Origin of the sequence: Micromonospora sp. DT178 (assembly GCF_049841695.1) — a bacterium.
GTDB lineage: Bacteria > Actinomycetota > Actinomycetes > Mycobacteriales > Micromonosporaceae > Micromonospora.
On sequence record NZ_JBNCKV010000001.1, the window covers coordinates 369303 to 386358 of the forward strand.

The 17056-nt window shown below is 73.5% G+C and carries 16 protein-coding genes; 11 read left to right on the forward strand and 5 right to left on the reverse strand.

What is annotated here, in order from left to right:
- The first annotated feature begins 227 nt into the window (after positions 1-227).
- The 4 genes from ACLQ22_RS01810 (at position 228) to ACLQ22_RS01825 (ending at position 5659) form a co-directional block, all read left to right on the forward strand.
- Positions 228-2069, forward strand: coding sequence for a phosphoenolpyruvate carboxykinase (GTP) (locus tag ACLQ22_RS01810; RefSeq protein ID WP_425690749.1), 1842 nt, complete (start codon positions 228-230; stop codon positions 2067-2069).
- A 42-nt stretch (positions 2070-2111) separates the two neighbouring features.
- Positions 2112-2972 (forward strand): hypothetical protein, encoded by an 861-nt coding sequence (locus ACLQ22_RS01815; RefSeq protein WP_425690750.1) that lies wholly within the window; start codon positions 2112-2114, stop codon positions 2970-2972.
- 727 nt (positions 2973-3699) lie between these two features.
- Positions 3700-4857, forward strand: coding sequence for a geranylgeranyl reductase family protein (locus ACLQ22_RS01820; RefSeq protein ID WP_425690751.1), 1158 nt, complete (start codon positions 3700-3702; stop codon positions 4855-4857).
- 31 nt (positions 4858-4888) lie between these two features.
- Positions 4889-5659, forward strand: a complete 771-nt coding sequence (locus ACLQ22_RS01825; RefSeq protein ID WP_121396592.1) for an isoprenyl transferase — start codon at positions 4889-4891, stop codon at positions 5657-5659.
- A 66-nt stretch (positions 5660-5725) separates the two neighbouring features.
- On the opposite strand, the gene otsB is transcribed toward ACLQ22_RS01825, so the two are convergent.
- The 3 genes from otsB to ACLQ22_RS01840 form a co-directional block, all read right to left on the reverse strand.
- Complete coding sequence (gene otsB, locus ACLQ22_RS01830; RefSeq protein WP_425690752.1) at positions 5726-6550, reverse strand: trehalose-phosphatase; 825 nt, start codon at positions 6548-6550, stop codon at positions 5726-5728.
- A 102-nt stretch (positions 6551-6652) separates the two neighbouring features.
- Positions 6653-7006, reverse strand: coding sequence for a hypothetical protein (locus ACLQ22_RS01835; RefSeq protein WP_425690753.1), 354 nt, complete (start codon positions 7004-7006; stop codon positions 6653-6655).
- A 162-nt stretch (positions 7007-7168) separates the two neighbouring features.
- Entirely contained in the window at positions 7169-7609 is a 441-nt protein-coding gene (locus tag ACLQ22_RS01840) for a helix-turn-helix domain-containing protein (protein ID WP_425690754.1), read from the reverse strand.
- 264 nt (positions 7610-7873) lie between these two features.
- Here ACLQ22_RS01840 and ACLQ22_RS01845 point away from each other — a divergent pair, with 264 nt between their 5' ends.
- From ACLQ22_RS01845 to ACLQ22_RS01875, 7 genes are all read left to right on the forward strand, one after another.
- Positions 7874-8218 (forward strand): hypothetical protein, encoded by a 345-nt coding sequence (locus ACLQ22_RS01845; protein WP_121399059.1) that lies wholly within the window; start codon positions 7874-7876, stop codon positions 8216-8218.
- Between the two features lie 31 nt (positions 8219-8249).
- Positions 8250-8588 carry a hypothetical protein gene (locus ACLQ22_RS01850; protein WP_121396586.1) on the forward strand — a complete coding sequence of 113 codons (339 nt, stop codon included), beginning with the start codon at positions 8250-8252 and terminating at the stop codon, positions 8586-8588.
- 380 nt (positions 8589-8968) lie between these two features.
- Complete coding sequence (locus ACLQ22_RS01855) at positions 8969-10384, forward strand: PhoH family protein (RefSeq protein ID WP_121396585.1); 1416 nt, start codon at positions 8969-8971, stop codon at positions 10382-10384.
- A 275-nt stretch (positions 10385-10659) separates the two neighbouring features.
- On the forward strand, positions 10660-11358 hold the full coding sequence (locus ACLQ22_RS01860; RefSeq protein ID WP_425690755.1) for a lytic transglycosylase domain-containing protein: 699 nt from the start codon (positions 10660-10662) through the stop codon (positions 11356-11358).
- A gap of 112 nt (positions 11359-11470) precedes the next feature.
- On the forward strand, positions 11471-12124 hold the full coding sequence (locus ACLQ22_RS01865; RefSeq protein WP_425690756.1) for a rhomboid family intramembrane serine protease: 654 nt from the start codon (positions 11471-11473) through the stop codon (positions 12122-12124).
- Positions 12125-12240: 116 nt separating this feature from the next.
- The gene (locus ACLQ22_RS01870; protein ID WP_425690757.1) at positions 12241-13209 is read left to right on the forward strand and encodes an NAD(P)/FAD-dependent oxidoreductase; all 969 of its coding nucleotides are present in this window, start codon (positions 12241-12243) and stop codon (positions 13207-13209) included.
- Between the two features lie 66 nt (positions 13210-13275).
- Positions 13276-14865 (forward strand): hypothetical protein, encoded by a 1590-nt coding sequence (locus ACLQ22_RS01875; RefSeq protein ID WP_425690758.1) that lies wholly within the window; start codon positions 13276-13278, stop codon positions 14863-14865.
- 69 nt (positions 14866-14934) lie between these two features.
- Here ACLQ22_RS01875 and ACLQ22_RS01880 read toward each other — a convergent pair whose 3' ends face one another.
- Complete coding sequence (locus ACLQ22_RS01880) at positions 14935-15915, reverse strand: DMT family transporter (RefSeq protein WP_425690759.1); 981 nt, start codon at positions 15913-15915, stop codon at positions 14935-14937.
- On the reverse strand, positions 15912-16943 hold the full coding sequence (gene glpX, locus ACLQ22_RS01885) for a class II fructose-bisphosphatase (RefSeq protein ID WP_121396576.1): 1032 nt from the start codon (positions 16941-16943) through the stop codon (positions 15912-15914). Before glpX ends, ACLQ22_RS01880 begins: the two co-directional genes overlap by 4 nt.
- Positions 16944-17056 lie beyond the last annotated feature (113 nt).

The following is a 17056-nucleotide window of genomic DNA, read 5'->3' on the forward strand; positions in this document are numbered from 1 at the left end:
GTTCCCCACAGGATTTGCGTGAAACTGCTCGTGAAAGCGGGTATTAGCTCGTGATGCCGCAGCGTGCCCGTACCTTGTGCAGTTCTTCACAACCAGTCCCACTGACTGGTGACCTCGCCCGGTTTACGCTGAGGCCAATCCCAGGTTTCCACGAAGGCGACGCATAGCGCCGTCAAGACTCGTGCATCCCATAGATCGGTCAGCGTCGACCACCAAGGAGATGTGTCATGGTTGCTCCGGCTACCGTTCGGGGTATCGATCAGGCCCCGACGTCCCACCCGAAACTGCTCGCCTGGGTCCGTGAGGTCGCTGAACTGACCACCCCCGACCGCGTCGTCTGGGTGGACGGGTCCGACGAGGAGTGGCGCCGCCTCACCGACGAGCTGGTCGAGGCCGGCACCCTGATCCGGCTCAACCCCGAGAAGAAGCCCAACTCCTTCTACGCGCGGACCGACCCGACGGACGTCGCCCGGGTCGAGGAGCGCACCTTCATCTGCTCCGCCGACGAGGCGGACGCCGGCCCCACCAACAACTGGATGGCGCCGGCCGAGATGAAGCGGACGATGACGGAGCTGTACCGCGGGTGCATGCGCGGGCGCACCATGTACGTCATCCCGTTCTGCATGGGCCCGGTCGAGGCCGAGAGCCCCATGTTCGGCGTCGAGATCACCGACAGCCCGTACGTGGTCGCCTCCATGCGCATCATGACCCGGATGGGTGCCAAGGTCCTGGAGGCCATGGGCGACGACGCGGACTTCGTCCACGCGCTGCACTCCATCGGTGCCCCACTCGCCCCCGGCCAGCAGGACGTGGCGTGGCCGTGCAACGAGACGAAGTACATCTCGCACTTCCCGGAGACCCGGGAGATCTGGTCCTTCGGCTCCGGCTACGGCGGCAACTCGCTGCTCGGCAAGAAGTGCTACTCGCTGCGCATCGCCAGCGTGATGGGCCGCGACGAGGGCTGGCTCGCCGAGCACATGCTCATCCTCAAGATCACCTCGCCCGAGGGCAAGGTCTACCACGTCGCCGGGGCCTTCCCGTCGGCCTGCGGCAAGACCAACCTGGCCATGCTGGAGCCGACCGTCCCGGGCTGGAAGGTCGAGACCATCGGCGACGACATCGCCTGGATGCGCTTCGGCCCGGACGGCCGCCTCTACGCGGTCAACCCCGAGTACGGCCTCTTCGGCGTCGCGCCCGGCACCGACTGGAAGACCAACGCCAACGCGATGCGGACGCTGGACCGCGGCAACTCCATCTTCACCAACGTCGCCCTCACCGACGACGGGGACATCTGGTGGGAGGGCATGGGCGAGCCGCCGGCGCACCTGGTCGACTGGAAGGGCAACGACTGGACGCCGGAGAGCGACAGCCTCTCCTCGCACGCGAACAGCCGGTTCTGCACCCCGATCACCCAGTGCCCGATCCTGGCCGAGGACTACTTCGACCCGAACGGCGTGCCGATCGACGCGATCCTCTTCGGCGGTCGCCGCCGGGACACCATCCCGCTGGTGACCGAGGCCCGCGACTGGGTGCACGGCGTCTACATGGGCGCGACGCTCTCCTCGGAGACCACCGCCGCCGCCTCCGGCGCGGTCGGCGTCGTCCGGCGCGACCCGATGGCGATGCTCCCGTTCATCGGCTACCACGCCGGCGACTACTTCCGGCACTGGATCGAGATGGGCAAGGGCACCGACGGCGACGAGTCCAAGCTGCCGAAGATCTACTACGTCAACTGGTTCCGCAAGGACCCGGAGGGCAACTTCCTCTGGCCCGGCTTCGGCGAGAACTCCCGGGTGCTCAAGTGGATCATCGAGCGGATCGAGGGGCGCGCCGAGGCGGTGGAGACGCCGATCGGCATGGTCCCGGCCCAGGACGCGCTCGACGTCGAGGGTCTGGACATGACCCCGGAGGACGTCCGGATCGCGCTGAAGGTCGACCCGGAGGAGTGGCGCAAGGAGCTCCCGATGGTCACCGAGTGGTTCGAGAAGTTCGGCGACAAGCTGCCGGGCGTGCTCTGGGCGGAGCTGGACGCGCTGCGTGCCCGGCTCGACGCGGCGCCGCAGCGCTGAGACAGGTGTGACAGACGCCCCGACCGGGCATCATCGGATCCCATGAGGACGGCCGCCGCGACCGAGGTCCGGCGGCCGTCCGCCGTCCGGGCGCTGACCGCACTGCTCGCGCTGACCGCGGCGGCCACCGTCGTGGTCGAGCTGCTCAACTGGTGGTACGCCCCGGAGCAGGGCTTCGGGCTGGCGGTGCGGACGGGCTGGGCGATGCTCCGTTCGCTCGGCTTCCTGCTGCTGATCGGGCACGTCCGTCGGGGCCGGACCGTGGCCCGGCCGTTCGGGCTGATCCTGGCGGTGACCACGGTCTTCGCGATCGGCCGGCTGATCGTGCCCCGGCAGGGGGTGCCGCCGCTGCCGGGCCTGCTCGGGTTCGCCCTGCTCACCGTGCTCTGCACCGCCGTGGTCTGGCTGCTCTACCGCTCGCCCGCGGTGTCCTGGCACCTGGTCCGCCACCGGCCCCGCCTGGTCATCGACCGGGAGGGCATCTCCTGGCGGGAGACCCCGCCCCGCCGGCCGGAGGTCAGCGGTTGGCTGCTCACCAGCCGGGTCGCGGCGTTCACCTACAGCCCGCTCATGCTGGTCCCGGCGCTGGTCGCCGGCGGTGCGGTGCTGGACGACCGGCTCGCCGCCGTGCCCGCCGTGCTGCTCTGGTTCGCCGCCGGGATCGTGACCAGCTACGCGGTGCTCTTCTGCACCGCCTTCCTCATGCGCGGCAAGGGCTGGGCGCGCACACTGCTGGTGGCCGTGACCGCGATCGTGCTCGCCGTCGACCTGCCGCTGTGCTGGTGGCTGCTCGGCCCGGACGGGCTGGTCCGCGACGGCGGCCCACTGGTGGCCGCCGCCGCGCTGACGATCTACGGCCTCTGGCGCGCCACCCGCGCCGAACACGCCGCTCGGCGGGCATAAAGAGCCGGCGCAGGGAGCCGGCATAAAAAGCCGGCACAGGGAGCCGGCGCAGGGAGCCGGCGCAGGGAACCCGGAGAGGGACGTCGCGGGTCATGTCCGCGCGCCGGGGGTGTGAGTCGCCGCCGCAGGGAGAGGTGGCCAGCCGGAGGCGGTCCCCTTGCGCGCTGTCGAGCTGCCCCGTCCATGAGACCGCCAGCGGCCACGGACCCGGGAACTCCCTGCCCCATCCGTGCGGGCAGCTCGACAGCGCCTGCACACCGGACTCCCTGCCCCATCCGTGCGGGCAGCTCGACAGCGCCTGCACATCGGTGTCCGCGGGCAGCTGCGTCCGGGGTCGGCCCCGTCGGCGGGGCGGCGGAACCGGCGGGACTCCGGGGGCGATCGCCGGCTACGTGAACATCAGCGGATCCTCATGGGCGCGCTGTCCGGCGAGACCCGACCATTCGGCCCCGGCCCCGGCCCCGGCCCTTGCCCCGGCCCCGACCATTCGGCCCCGGGACCGGGACCGGGACGACCGGTTCCTGCCCGGCGGTCCGCGGCGGCATCCCACGGGCCCGCGGCCGGTGCGGGTGCGGATCGGCGCCGGCGGCACCGGCGGCACCGGCGGCACCGGCGGCACCGGCGGCACCAGGACGACCCGGCCGACGTGCCGGGCGGGTTTCGACGCGGTGGGCGTGTCCGGCGGCAGGATGGCTAGAGGGCCGGACCGGCGGTGGGAGGCGACGCGGTGGGCGACGAGTCCGTGGGCGACGAGTTCGACGTGGTGGTGGTGGGGGCCGGTCCGGCCGGGTCGGCAGCCGCGCTGGCCGCCCGGCGGGCGGGGGCGAGCGTGCTGCTGCTGGACCGGTCCGACTTCCCGAGGGACAAGGCGTGCGGGGACGGCATCGCCGCGCACGCGCTGGACGTGCTGGACGAGCTGGGGGTGCCCGACGCGGTGGCCGGGTACGCGCCACTGCCGGCGCTGCGGCTGGTCGGTCCGGGCGGCGGCGCCGTGGCCCGGGCGCTGCCCCGGCCGGCGTACACCGTGCCCCGGAGGGTCTTCGACGCCCGGCTGGTGGCGGCGGCGGTCGCGGCCGGCGCGCGGCTGCGCCGGCACGCGGTGCGGCACGTCGAGGTCCGGGCGGACCGGGTGGTGCTCGACGGCGCGCTGGCGGCGCGGGCGGTGGTCGGCGCGGACGGCGCCGGGTCCGTGGTCCGGCGGGCGCTCGGGAGCCGGCCGAATCCCGACCGGCACCTGGCGCTCGCCATCCGGGGGTACGCCCCGGCGCTGCCCGGCCCGCCCGAACAGCTCATCGTCACCTCGGCGCCGCGCTGGCCGGCGTACGCCTGGTCGTTCCCGATCGGGGACGGTCGGGCGAACGTGGGGTACGGGGAGGTGCTGCGGGGCGAGCCGCTGACCCGGGCGCACCTGGTCGACCGGCTCGGCGCGCTGCTGCCCGGCACGGACCCGGCCACGGTCACCGACCTGCGGGCCCACCACCTGCCGCTGTCGACGCACCGGCCCGCCCCCGGGCGCGGCCGGCTGCTGCTCGCCGGCGACGCGCTCTCCCTGATCAACCCGTTCACCGGCGAGGGCATCTTCTACGCGCTGCTCTCCGGCGCGCTCGCCGGGGCGGCGGCCGCCGGCTCGCCCGAGCGGGCCGCCGGGCGGTACGCGGCGACGCTGCGTCGACGCCTCGGGACCCACCTGCGGCACAGCTCGCTGGCGGCCTGGCTGGCCCGGCGCCGCCGGGTGGTCGACGCGGCGGTCCGCGCGGCGGGTCGGGACGACCGCGTCTACCGGACGGTGGTGGAGTTGGGGCTGGGCGACGGGCGGCTCGACGCCCGCACGCTGGGCATGATCGGCATCGGTCTGTCGGCGCGGGAGCGGACTCCGAGGCGGTGATCCGGCGCGCAGGTCGCTACGCTGCAAGGTGATGACTCTGCGGGACCTGATCTATTCCGTGTACGAGCGTCGCCTCACGGCGAAGCTCGCGGGCAAGCCGGTGCCCCGGCACGTCGGCGTGATGTGCGACGGCAACCGCAGGTGGGCCCGGGAGATGGGCTACGTCGACCCGAACGACGGCCACCGGATGGGCGCCGTCAAGATCAAGCACATGCTGGGCTGGTGCAACCAGGCCGGCATCGGGCACGTGACGCTCTATCTCCTGGCCACCGACAACCTGCGCCGACCGGCCAAGGAACTCGACCCGCTGCTCCAGATCATCGAGGATCTGGTGGTCGAGCTGGCCGAGGAGGGCAATCCCTGGCGGCTGCGGATGGTCGGCGCGCTCGACCTGCTCCCGGCCTCGACCGCCGCCGCGCTGAAGGCCGCCGAGGAACGCACCCGGGACCGCAGCGGCGGGACCGAGGTCAACATCGCGGTCGGCTACGGCGGCCGGCGGGAGATCACCGACGCGGTGCGGTCGCTGCTGCTGGAGTACGCCGCCACCGGCGGCACCCTCGAGGAACTGGCCGAGGTGCTGGACGTCGAGCACATCGCCGAGCACCTCTACACCCGGGGCCAGCCCGATCCCGACCTGGTCATCCGCACCAGCGGCGAGCAGCGCCTCTCCGGCTTCATGCTGTGGCAGTCGGCGCACTCGGAGTTCTACTTCTGCGAACTCAACTGGCCGGAGTTCCGGCACATCGACTTCCTGCGCGCCCTGCGTTCGTACGCCAACCGCCAGCGCCGCTACGGCGCCTGACCGACCCGGAACGCCTCGCCGGCCCGGCCGGTCGTAGGTGCGTCGCCCCGGCCGGCCGGGAGCGCGTCAGGTGAGGTGTCGGGTGGCGTCGGTGAGGAACGCGCCGAGGGCGGCGGGGGAGTCCAGGGTCAGGTCGGCGGCCTCCGCGACCTCGTGGCCCGTCTCAGGGTTGGCGACGGCGACGCAGACGCCGAAGAAGTGCGGATCGGCGGCGGCCCGGGCCCGCAGCGCGGCGAACGCCTTGATGTCGGAGACGTCGTCGCCGAAGTACCAGGCGCCCTCGGCGTCCCGGACGATCTCGTCGATGACCATGCCCTTGTCGCGGTCGACCGGGGGCTTGAGCTCCAGCACCATCCGCCCGGCCTGGACCCTGAGCCCGAGCCGCTCGGCCTGGGCCCGGCCCCACCGCTCCACGGCCGCGCCGAGCTGCGGCGCGGTGCGCCAGTGCAGCGCCACGGAGAGCCGCTTGTACTCCACCAGCGCGCCCTCGGGCAGCTCGGCCCGGGCCAGGTCGGCCAGCTCCGCCATGGTGGGCACCCAGGGCAGGGCCGCCGGCTCCGTCACGGTCTCGCCGCCGGAGTGGCTGTGCTCCAGGCCGTAGAGCCCGTACAGGTCGACGCCGGCGAGGCCACCGAGGTGGTCGCGGAGGAAGTCGACCGGACGCGCGGAGACGATCGCGATCCGCCGGACGACCGGGGCGAGCGCCTCGATCGCCGCCAGCACCTTCGGGGCGGGGCGCACGGCGGTGGGATCGTCGTCGACCGGCGCCAGGGTGCCGTCGAAGTCGAAGAAGAGCACGGTCCCGGCCGACCTCCCGGCGGTCGTCCGCCAGGCCTGGTCGGCGTCCAACGGGATCCTCGGCTGCTGGTTGCCCAGATTCAACGGCGGCACGCGCGACAGCGTACCCCGGGCGGGGCGGCTCAACCCCCGGCCGAGAGGTGGCTCCGGCCGGCGCCCCGGGGGCGCGCGGTCGGGATGTGGCGGGCCCGACGGTCAGCGTTCGGCGGCTCCCCGTCCCCGCCGGCCGAACGGCACGACGGCGGCGTCCTGGCCGTGGTTGAGCAGGTAACCCTCGACGAATCCGCTGTTGCGGTCACCGGTGCGGTCCTCGATCTCCTGCAGCTTGTTGACCAGGAACTCGGTCAGCGCGCTGACCCGGTCGTCGAGCCGGTGGTGCAGCTCGGCGACCACGGCCAGGATCACCGCGGTGCCGGCACAGGTGAGCGCGACGAGGTTGACGAGCAGGGGAAGCTGCCCGCCGTTGACCGCCAGGGTCACCACGTTTCCGGTCACGCCCAGTGTCAGCGACACGGTGGCGATCACGACTGCCATCCACTTCAGGGTCATGGACAGACCCCTCCTTCTGTCCCGCAGGGCTGGGTTCGGCCTTGTCCCGTCCCCCCGCCGACGACGAGCCCAAGCAGTACGAGTACGGACGCTAGCGCGCCCGTTCCGGCCCCGGAGCGAAACGAATGAGTCTGACCTGCCGTTCTTTCGCCATCTGAGGAACTAGCCGGCCTGTTTCCCTCGTTTTCGGACATCGACCGGGAGTGTGGGGCGGTACGCGAGATATCTGATGGTTTCCCGGATGTGGAACTTCTCCGCGTCGGAGACGTCGGGGTCCACGAGCCGCCGCAGCAGCGCCTCCACGTCCGGGTCCATCGGCGGCGGGGCCGGGGTGTTGCGCGGGGCGGTCGCCCGTTCCCAGCCCAGCGCGGCGAAGGCGGTCGCCGGGCTGAGGCCGAGGCCCTCGCAGAACGCGACCACGCGCTCGGCCTCCGGGTCGCTCGCCCAGTCGCCCCGGACCCAGCGGTTGATGGTCTGCCGGGAGACGCCGGTGCGACGGGACACCTCGGTGCCGCTCCATGCCCGGGTGGCCCGGGCCTCGTCGAGCGCCCTCCGGACGAAGGTGGCGAAGGCGATCTTCCGTGCGTTGGCCGTCTCGGTCACTCGGTGACGGTACGACCATCCGTCCACCGGTGCGTGTCCTGGCACGCTGTTGTCACGCGGACGTGACGTAGCTGTCGAGGCGCCGGTAAACGATCCGGCACCGCTCCTGAGGGGTGTCACCTGGGCAGAATAGATGCCCGTAGAGGTCGTCGTAAACGGACGAAAAGCTGATACTGTCACGCCCATGAGACAATCTACGGTGTGTCACGTGCATGAGACGATCAGTGCTCACATGCGTCACGCCCCCGGCGCGAGGGGGGTGTGGTGACCGAGCTAGCCACCCGTGCCCAGGCCTTCGGCCTGATCGCGGAGGGGGTGGCCACGGGCCTGAGCGCGCCATGGCGGCTCTACCTCGCCCGGGGCTGCCGTTACCTGTCACTCAGCGTCGGCGACCGCACCGAGTGGGACGCCTGGCGTACCCACCTCGGCTGCCCCGAGGTCAGCGTCCGCGTGTACGACGCCGGCGGGGAGATCCGCCGCTCCTCCGTGGCCGAGGTCGTCCTGGACGGCTGCCGGATCAGCGTCGAGCTGGTCGAGGAGGTCAGCACCGACGACCTGGACCGGCTCCTGGTCGCCGAGCCCACGTCGACCGAGCCGGAGGAGCGATGACCCGGGACCCGCGGCGCACCGGAGCCGCCGGATGAGCCCCTTCCTCGCCGTCTTCCTCGTCCTCGTCCTCGGCGCCACGAGCTACGCGGCCGGGCGGCTACACGGTCAGCTCAGCTACCGGATCGGCTACCGGTTCGGCTACCGGCAGGGCTACTTCGACGGCGACCGGGGGGCGTGGAACCGGCGGCGCCGCGACGCCCAGGCCGCCATCGCCTCCGCCCTGGCCGGCCCGTCGCCCGCCGCCACCACCCGGGTCACCGGCACGGTGGTGCGGCCCGGCACCACGTACACCGGCTCGTCGTTCTCGGCGCCGGTCGCCCCGGTCGCCGGGCGGCACCCGACCGGCACCCTGGTCCGGCGGACCGGTTGAACCCCGGTCGACGGGGAGCCCGAGGCCCCGTCGACCGGAACCAGGACGCGGTGCGTCGTCCGCGGCGGACACGCACCGTCGGGACCACGTCAGACCGGTGACGGTGGTCCCACCGGCCGGGATGCGCGCAGGGGGCATGCATCCCGGCCGGTTCCGCCGCCGGCCGAGTTCACCCGCCGGTCCCCGGAGATCCACCTCCGCCCTCTAGCCGACGGGGTCCGACGCGGCTAGCGTCTAGGCATGGCACGGGGTTCTCCCGGGCCAGCCGGTCCGCCCGGATCTGCGACCTCGCGCACGGGGTTCCGCATCCGACCCCGTGTCCCCGGGCACCGGAGGAGGCGGAACACGGGTGGCGGGTGCCCATCCGTCGGAGCAGGCCTGTGACGACTCGCCGTACGCCCGCCGGGACCGACCAGACCCCGGCCGCGACTGCCACGACCCGCCGCGCCACCCGGAGCCGCCGCGGCGCGTCCGCCGCCCCGGTCGACACCGAGGAGCCCCGACCAGCGGGCCAGGCGTTCGTCCTGGACACCTCGGTGCTCCTGTCCGACCCGGCGGCCTTCCACCGCTTCGCCGAGCACGAGGTGGTCCTGCCCCTCGTGGTCATCTCCGAACTGGAGGGCAAGCGGCACCATCCGGAACTGGGCTGGTTCGCCCGGCAGTCCCTGCGCATGCTGGACGAGCTGCGGGTCCGGCACGGGCGGCTGGACCGCCCGGTGCCCGCCAACGACTCCGGCGGCACGCTGCGGGTGGAGCTCAACCATTCCGACGACGGCGTGCTGCCGCCGGGGTTCCGCACCGACTCGAACGACACCCGGATCCTCTCCGTCGCGCTGAACCTCGCCGCCGAGGGGCGGGAGGTGACCCTGGTCAGCAAGGACATGCCGCTGCGGGTCAAGGCCGCCTCGGTGGGCCTGCGGGCGGACGAGTACCGGCACGGCCAGGCCAGCGACCCCACCTGGACCGGGATGGCCGAACTGGAACTCGCCGAGGAGCAGATCGGCCAGCTCTACGCCGGCGAGGCGCTGGACCTGGACGCCGCCGCCGGGCTGCCCTGCCACACCGGCCTGGTGCTGCACTCGGGCCGGGGCTCCGCGCTGGGCCGGGTGCTGCCCGACAAGACCGTACGGCTGGTCCGTGGCGACCGGGAGGCGTTCGGACTGCACGGTCGCTCGGCCGAGCAGCGGATCGCGCTCGACCTGCTGCTGGACGAGTCGGTGGGCATCGTCTCCCTGGGCGGACGGGCCGGCACCGGCAAGTCGGCGTTGGCCCTCTGCGCCGGGCTGGAGGCGGTGATGGAGCGCCGCCGGCACAAGAAGGTGATCGTCTTCCGCCCGCTCTATGCCGTCGGCGGCCAGGAGCTGGGCTATCTGCCCGGCTCGGAGTCGGAGAAGATGTCGCCCTGGGCGCAGGCGGTCTTCGACACCCTCGGCGCGGTGGTGCACGAGAACGTGCTGGAGGAGGTCACCTCCCGGGGGCTGCTGGAGGTGCTGCCGCTGACGCACATCCGGGGCCGCAGCCTGCACGACGCCTTCGTGATCGTGGACGAGGCGCAGTCGCTGGAGCGCGGGGTGCTGCTCACGGTGCTCTCCCGGATCGGCCAGGGCTCCCGGGTGGTCCTCACCCACGACGTCGCCCAGCGGGACAACCTCCGCGTCGGCCGGCACGACGGGGTGACCGCGGTGATCGAGGCGCTCAAGGGCCATCCGCTCTTCGCCCACGTCACCCTCAGCCGTTCGGAGCGTTCGCCGATCGCCGCGATGGTGACCGATCTCCTGGAGGACATCCCCCAATGACGTCCTGTATGTAGGGGTTTGTCCGCATTCTCTTTGTGGCGCAGGTCACAATAGAGGCTCTTCGTTTCCCATCGGCCTCACCGTGCGCAATGGTGTCCAACGAGCGCCCACGTACCGAGAAGATCGTTGGTGATCGTTCGTCACAGGACGCGCCAGCATCCACCGGGGTACGTCGGCTGCGACCGGCACCGGGTCGGGGCGCTCGCGACGCGGACGCGACCCACCCGGGTTGCCGCCCCGCGCCGTGTCCTTGCACCCGACGAAGGGACCACTTCGTGAGTCGGCTGTGGAGCCGGTTCGGCGCCCGTACGGCCGCTGTCGCGCTGCTCTCCGTGGGCGTCGCCGGCGGTGTCTACCTGGGCGAAGACCGACAGAGCCAGCAGCAGGGCCTGACCGCACAGGTCGGCGTCGCTGTCGAGCAGGCCGAGTTCGAGTACCAGCGCGAGCGGCAGGCCGCCCAGCAGGTGCAGTCCGCGAAGCAGCGGACCGCCGAGTACCAGGCGAAGCTGCGCGCCGCCGCGGCGGCGAAGGAGGCCGCCAAGCGCGCCCGCGAGGCCGAGGCCGCCGCCGCGTCGCGGAAGAAGGCCCGCGAGGCCGCCGCCAAGGCCGCAGCCGAGAAGGCTGCCGAGAGCAAGCCGTACGAGGGGCCGATCCCGGCGTCCTGCGCCGAGTTCAGCGGCAACCGCGAGGTCGGCTGCGCGCTCATGGTGAAGGCCGGCTTCGGGATGGACCAGTTCCCGTGCCTGAACAAGCTCTGGGACAAGGAGAGCGGCTGGAACCACAAGGCCCGCAACTCCTCGTCCGGGGCGTACGGCATCCCGCAGGCGCTGCCGGGCAGCAAGATGGGCTCCGTCGCCGACGACTGGCAGACCAACCCGGCGACCCAGATCAAGTGGGGCCTCGGCTACATCGAGGGCCGCTACGGCTCGCCCTGCAAGGCCTGGGCCCACTCGCAGGACGTGGGCTGGTACTGATCGACCTCCGACGGCGGGGTGTGTGGGCGTCCACACACCCCGCCCTCGTCGTTCCGGGTACGGATCGCCGCAGAAGTGGCGGCTGCGCCCCACACCTGATAGCTCTTGACGGGTGACCCTGCACCCGGGAAGCGGCGACCCGCACCGGTTCGGCACCGAGGCGTTCTACGCCGCGCTCGGCCGGGCCTTCGTCGCCATGTGCGCGGTGGTGCCGTTCCTCTTCCTCATCGAGGCCCTCGACCAGGGGCTCGCGTTCGGCCTCGACGCCACGGCCGGCATCATCCCGAAGCGCATCGACGGGCTCGACGGGGTCTTCTTCTCGCCGTTCCTGCACCACGGCTTCGACCACCTCTACAGCAACAGCATCCCGCTGATCCTGCTGGGCACCTTCGTGCTCGCCGCCGGCGCCCGCCGCTTCCTCTGGTCGACGCTCGTCATCATCCTGGTCAGCGGGCTGGGGGTGTGGTTCACCGGCTCGTCGACCTCGGTGGTGGTCGGCGCGAGCGGCGTCATCTTCGGCTACCTGGGCATCCTGCTGACCCGGGGCATCGTCGAACGGAGCTGGTGGAACTTCGCGGTCTTCCTGCTCGTCGGCCTACTCTACGGCTGGCAGCTGGTCGGCATCCTCCCCACCGACGAGCGGATCTCCTGGCAGGGCCACCTGTTCGGGCTGCTCGGCGGGGTGGTCGCCGCGATCATCTTCCGGCGCCGCCGGGGAGACCTGGGCGGTCCCTACCGCTCGGAGTCCACGCTCACCATGCCCTGAGCGCCGACGCGCCGGTGCCGTGCGGCCCGGTGGGACGTGCTTGCCCGGGTGCGCCGCCGGCCCTACCGTCTGGATCAGCACGCGTTGACCCGTGAGCGGAAAGCGACGGTACGCACATGCGCGAGGTCGATGTCGCGGTGATCGGGGCCGGCCCGGCCGGGCTGTTCGCGGCGTACTACGCCGGCTTCCGTGGGCTCTCCGTCGCGGTCGTCGACGCGCTGCCCGAGCCCGGCGGCCAGATCACCGCCATGTACCCGGAGAAGCTGATCCACGACGTGGCCGGCTTCCCGGCGGTCAAGGGGCGGGAGCTGGTGGCCAACCTCGTCGCCCAGGCGGCACCCTTCGGCCCGTGCTACCTGCTCGGCACCCGCGCCGAGAAGCTCTCGTACGCCGACGGGCAGCCGGTGCTCGGTCTCGCCGGCGGCGGGCAGCTGCGGTGCGGGGCGGTGATCGTCACCGGTGGGCTGGGCAGCTTCACGCCCCGCCCGCTGCCGGTGGCGGAGCACTTCGCCGGCGCCGGGATCGTCTACTTCGTACCGCAGCCGACGGAGCTGGCCGACCGGGACGTGCTGATCGTCGGCGGCGGCGACTCCGCCTTCGACTGGGCGTCGACGCTCGAGCCGCTGGCCCGCTCGGTGACCGTGGTGCACCGGCGGGAGAAGTTCCGGGCGCACGCGGCCACCGTCGCCCGGGTGCTGGGGCTGCCGGTGCGCGTGATCGTCAACGCCGAGGTGACCAGGCTGCACGGCGACGGCACGGTCACCGGCGCCGAGATCACCGTACGCGGCGGCGCGGCGGAGCTGCTGCCGGTGGACACGGTGGTGGCCGCGCTCGGCTTCACCGCCGACCTCGGCCCGCTGGCCGAGTGGGGGCTGCGGCTGGACCGCCGGCACATCGTCGTCGACAGCGCGATGGCGACGAACCTGCCCAGGGTCTTCGCGGCGGGCGACATCACCGAGTACCCGGGCAAGGTGCGGCTGATCGCGACCGGCTTCGGCGAGGCCGCCACGGCGGTCAACAACGCGGCGGTGGCCATCGACCCGAGCGCGCACCTGTTCCCCGGGCACTCGTCCGACGGCACCTGACGCGCCGGTACCGGATGCTGCCCCGGCCGTGGCCGGATCGAGATCAACGACTGTGATCGTGGGCCGATGAGCGCTCCGCCCCCGCGCCGCGACGGCGCTCCCGCGACCCTGGCCTGGCTGGGGCACCCCGCGACGGTCGCCGCCCTCGTCCTGCTGGTGACCAACGACCACCTGCTCAAGGCGGCCTTCCCCGGCCCGGTGACCGGCAAGCTCAGCGACGTCGCCGGGCTGGTCCTCGCGCCGCCGCTGGTCGCGGTGCTGCTCGCGCTGCTCGCGCCGCGGCTGCCGGCCCGCGCCGCCGCCGGGCTCGGGCTCGGGCTCGTCGCCGTCGGGTTCACCGCGGTCAAGTCCAGCGGGTACGCCGCCGGCGTCGCTTCGGCGGCGTGGAGCGCCGTGAGCGGGCCGTCGTTGGTCCGGGCGGACGGCACCGACCTGCTCGCCCTGCCGGCGCTGGCCGTCGCGTGGTGGAGCTGGTCCCGGGCGCGGCGGGAGCCGGTGCGACGGCGCTCCGCCCGGCTGGTCCGGCTGCTGGTGCTGCTGCCGGCGGCGACGCTGGCGGTGGCGGCCACCAGCCCCGTCCACCACCCCGACGCCGTCCGGGCGGCGGTCCTCGACGAACGGTTGGCGGCCGGCATCGGCCACGGCTACGCCGACAAGGTCTTCGACGACAGTCCCGCCTGGCGGGTGAGTGACGACGCCGGGGCGACGTGGCGCGACCCGACGCGGGGCGAGGTCGAAGCGTTGACCGGTGCGAAGGGGCCGGTCGCCGGCGCCGTCAGCCGGGGCTGCTCGACCGCCACGCCGACGCGCTGCTACCGGGTGGTCCCCGGCCGGCTCGCCGTGGAGCAGAGCGACGACGCGGGTCGCAGCTGGCGTCCGGCCTGGGGGGCGACCGAGGCGCAGCGGGCCGTGCTCCGCCGGCAGTACCCGGATCCGGGGCCGCGCGGGGAGCGGATCGCCGCGCAGGAGCTGACGGTGCGGGACACCGGCGACGGCCGGCACGTCGTGCTGGTGGCCAACGGCCGGGACGGCTTCGCCGTCCGTCGGCCCGACGGGAGCTGGGAGCGGCTCGGCTTCGTCGGATCCGAGGAGGCCGGAGGATATCCGTTCGACGGGCGACCACCGGCACTCGGCCGGAGCACCCCCGGGGACCGACGCGACGATCCGCTCCTGGCGCTGTTCCTGGGGCTCACGCTGGCCGGGTCGGTGCTCGCCGTGTCGGGTGTGCGGGCGGGGCTGCGGGCCGGCACCGCCCGCCTGCGGCTGATCTGCCTGGCCGCGCTCGGTGTCGCCGCCTGGGCGCTGCTGGCCGTGGTCTGGTCGGGCGCGCTGCTCTTCGCGCAGGCGGGTGTCGTCGCCCTGCTCACAGTCCTGCTCGGTGTGCTGCTGCTGTCCGTCCGGACGCCGGCCGAGCAGTCGGGGCGGTGGACGCTGGAGGTGCTGCTGGCCGCCGCGCTGGCCCTGGCGCTGGCCGCGCTGCCGCTGGTCGGCTGGCTCTACGGGCGACCCGCGTACAGCCACACCGCGCTGCTGCTCGCCGTGGCGGCCACCGCGCCGGGGCTGCTGCTGGGCTGGCGGGCGGCCCGGCTGGTCACGGCGCCCGCCCACCGGGCCGACCCGCCCTGGCCAACGGGCCCCGCCTGGCCGCCCCGCTGATCCCGCCGCCGGTGTGTGGCGCGGGGCCCGGCCGGCGGTTCCCTGGCCGCCGGGCGCGGTCGGCGACGGTCAGCGGACCGAGGGCCGGGGCGCGGTCGGCGCGAGGGCGGCGACGCCCACCGCGACCAGGGTCAGCGCCGCGCCGAGCAGGGTGACCGCCCCCGGGCGGGAGGCCGCCGTGGGCAGCAGCAGGTCCAGCAGTACGGCGCCGACGATCTGCCCGGCGATGGTGGCCAGACCGAGCAGCAGCACGCCGGTGAACCGGACGATCGCCGCGGCGATCGCGATGAACACGATCCCGATCGGCCCGCCCAGGTAGAGCCACGGCTCGGCTGGCGCGCCGCCCGCCGGCCAGCCCCGGAGCGCGAGGTCGACGGCGAAGGCGACCAGCAGGGCCACCGTACCGACGGAGAAGTTGACAAGCGTGGCGGTCAGCGCGCTGCCGGCGGCCATCCGTACCCGGCCGTTGACCGCCTGCTGCCAGGCGATGGCCACCCCGGCGAGCAGCGGCAGCAGGGCCAGCCCGAGGGTGCCCGGGTCGCCGAGCCGGTCGCCGACGGCCAGCAGGACCGCCACCACGGTCAGCGCCGCGCCGGCCAGCCGCCGGCCGGTGACCGGCTGGGGACCGCCCGGGCCGATCCCGGCCCGGTCGACGGCCAGGCTGCTGCCGGACTGGCCGGCGACCACCGCGACGGTGAAGACCGCCACGCCGAGGGTGCCGATGGTCAGCCCCTGGGCGGCGACCAGGAGCGCGCCGCACGCCCCGCCGAGGCACTGCCACGGCCGCAACGTGCCGTCGGCGAGCGCGCCGCGCAGGGCGACCAGCCCCCGCCGCCCACCCGGGGTGGCGGGGACCAGCACCAGCAGCACCAGCAGGCCCAGCCCGAACGAGACGACCGCGGCGGCGATCCCGTCGGCCAGGCGTACGCCCAACTCGCCGTTGATCCGGGACTGCACGGCCACGGCCAGCCCGGAGGCGGTCGCGAGGCCCACGCCGGTGATCCGGCGGGCCGCCGACGGGGCCGGCGCCAGCGTCCCGGCGACGCTCACTCCTGCTCGGCCAGGGGGCGGCCGTCGAAGTCGACCGCCGAGTAGAGGGCGAGCTTCTCCAGCCGGTGGTACGAGTCGATGACCCGGATGGTGCCGCTCTTCGAGCGCATGACGATCGACTGCGTGTACGCGCCGCCGGCCCGGTAGCGCACGCCCCGCAGCAGGTCGCCGGAGGTGACGCCGGTGGCCACGAAGAAGCAGTTGTCCCCGGTGACGAGGTCGTCGGTCGTGAGCACCCGGTCCAGGTCGTGCCCGGCGGCGAGCGCCTTCTCCCGCTCCTCGGCGTCGCGCGGCCAGAGCTTGGCCTGCATCGCCCCGCCCATGCACTTCAGCGCGCAGGCCGAGATGATGCCCTCGGGGGTGCCGCCGATGCCCATCAGCACGTCGACGTCCGACTCGCCGCGGGCCGCCGCGATGGAACCGGCGATGTCGCCGTCCGAGATGAACCGGATGCCCGCCCCGGTCCGGCGGATCTGCGTGACCAGGTCGTCGTGACGGCTACGGTCCAGCACGCAGACCGTGACCTCGGAGACGTCCGTGCCCTTGACCTTGGCGATCCGGCGCAGGTTCTCGGCCACCCCGGCGTTGATGTCCACCACGTCGGCGTACGCCGGTCCGACGGCGAGCTTCTCCATGTAGAAGACCGCGCTCGGATCGAACATCGCACCCCGCTCGGAGACGGCGAGCACCGCCACCGCGTTCGGCATGCCCTTGCTCATCAGCGTGGTGCCGTCGACGGGGTCGACGGCGACGTCCACCTCCGGGCCGGTGCCGTCGCCGACGTGCTCGCCGTTGAAGAGCATCGGGGCGTTGTCCTTCTCACCCTCGCCGATCACCACGACGCCCCGCATGGGGATCGAGTTGATCAGCTTGCGCATCGCGTCGACCGCGGCTCCGTCGCCGCCCTCCTTGTCGCCCCGACCGACCCAGCGACCGGCGGCCATCGCCGCGGCCTCGGTGACCCGGACCAGGTCGAGGGCGAGGTTGCGGTCGAGATCCTGTGGGATCCGCGTCCTGGTGTTCGTCATGACGGCTCCTCCTCGCGACGTTGCGGGGCGGCAGGGTGCGGCGTCGCCGCTGCCGGGTTTGTCGCTGATCCTCACACGATCGCTCACCCGGCGCGGGGTCGGGGCGGTGATGG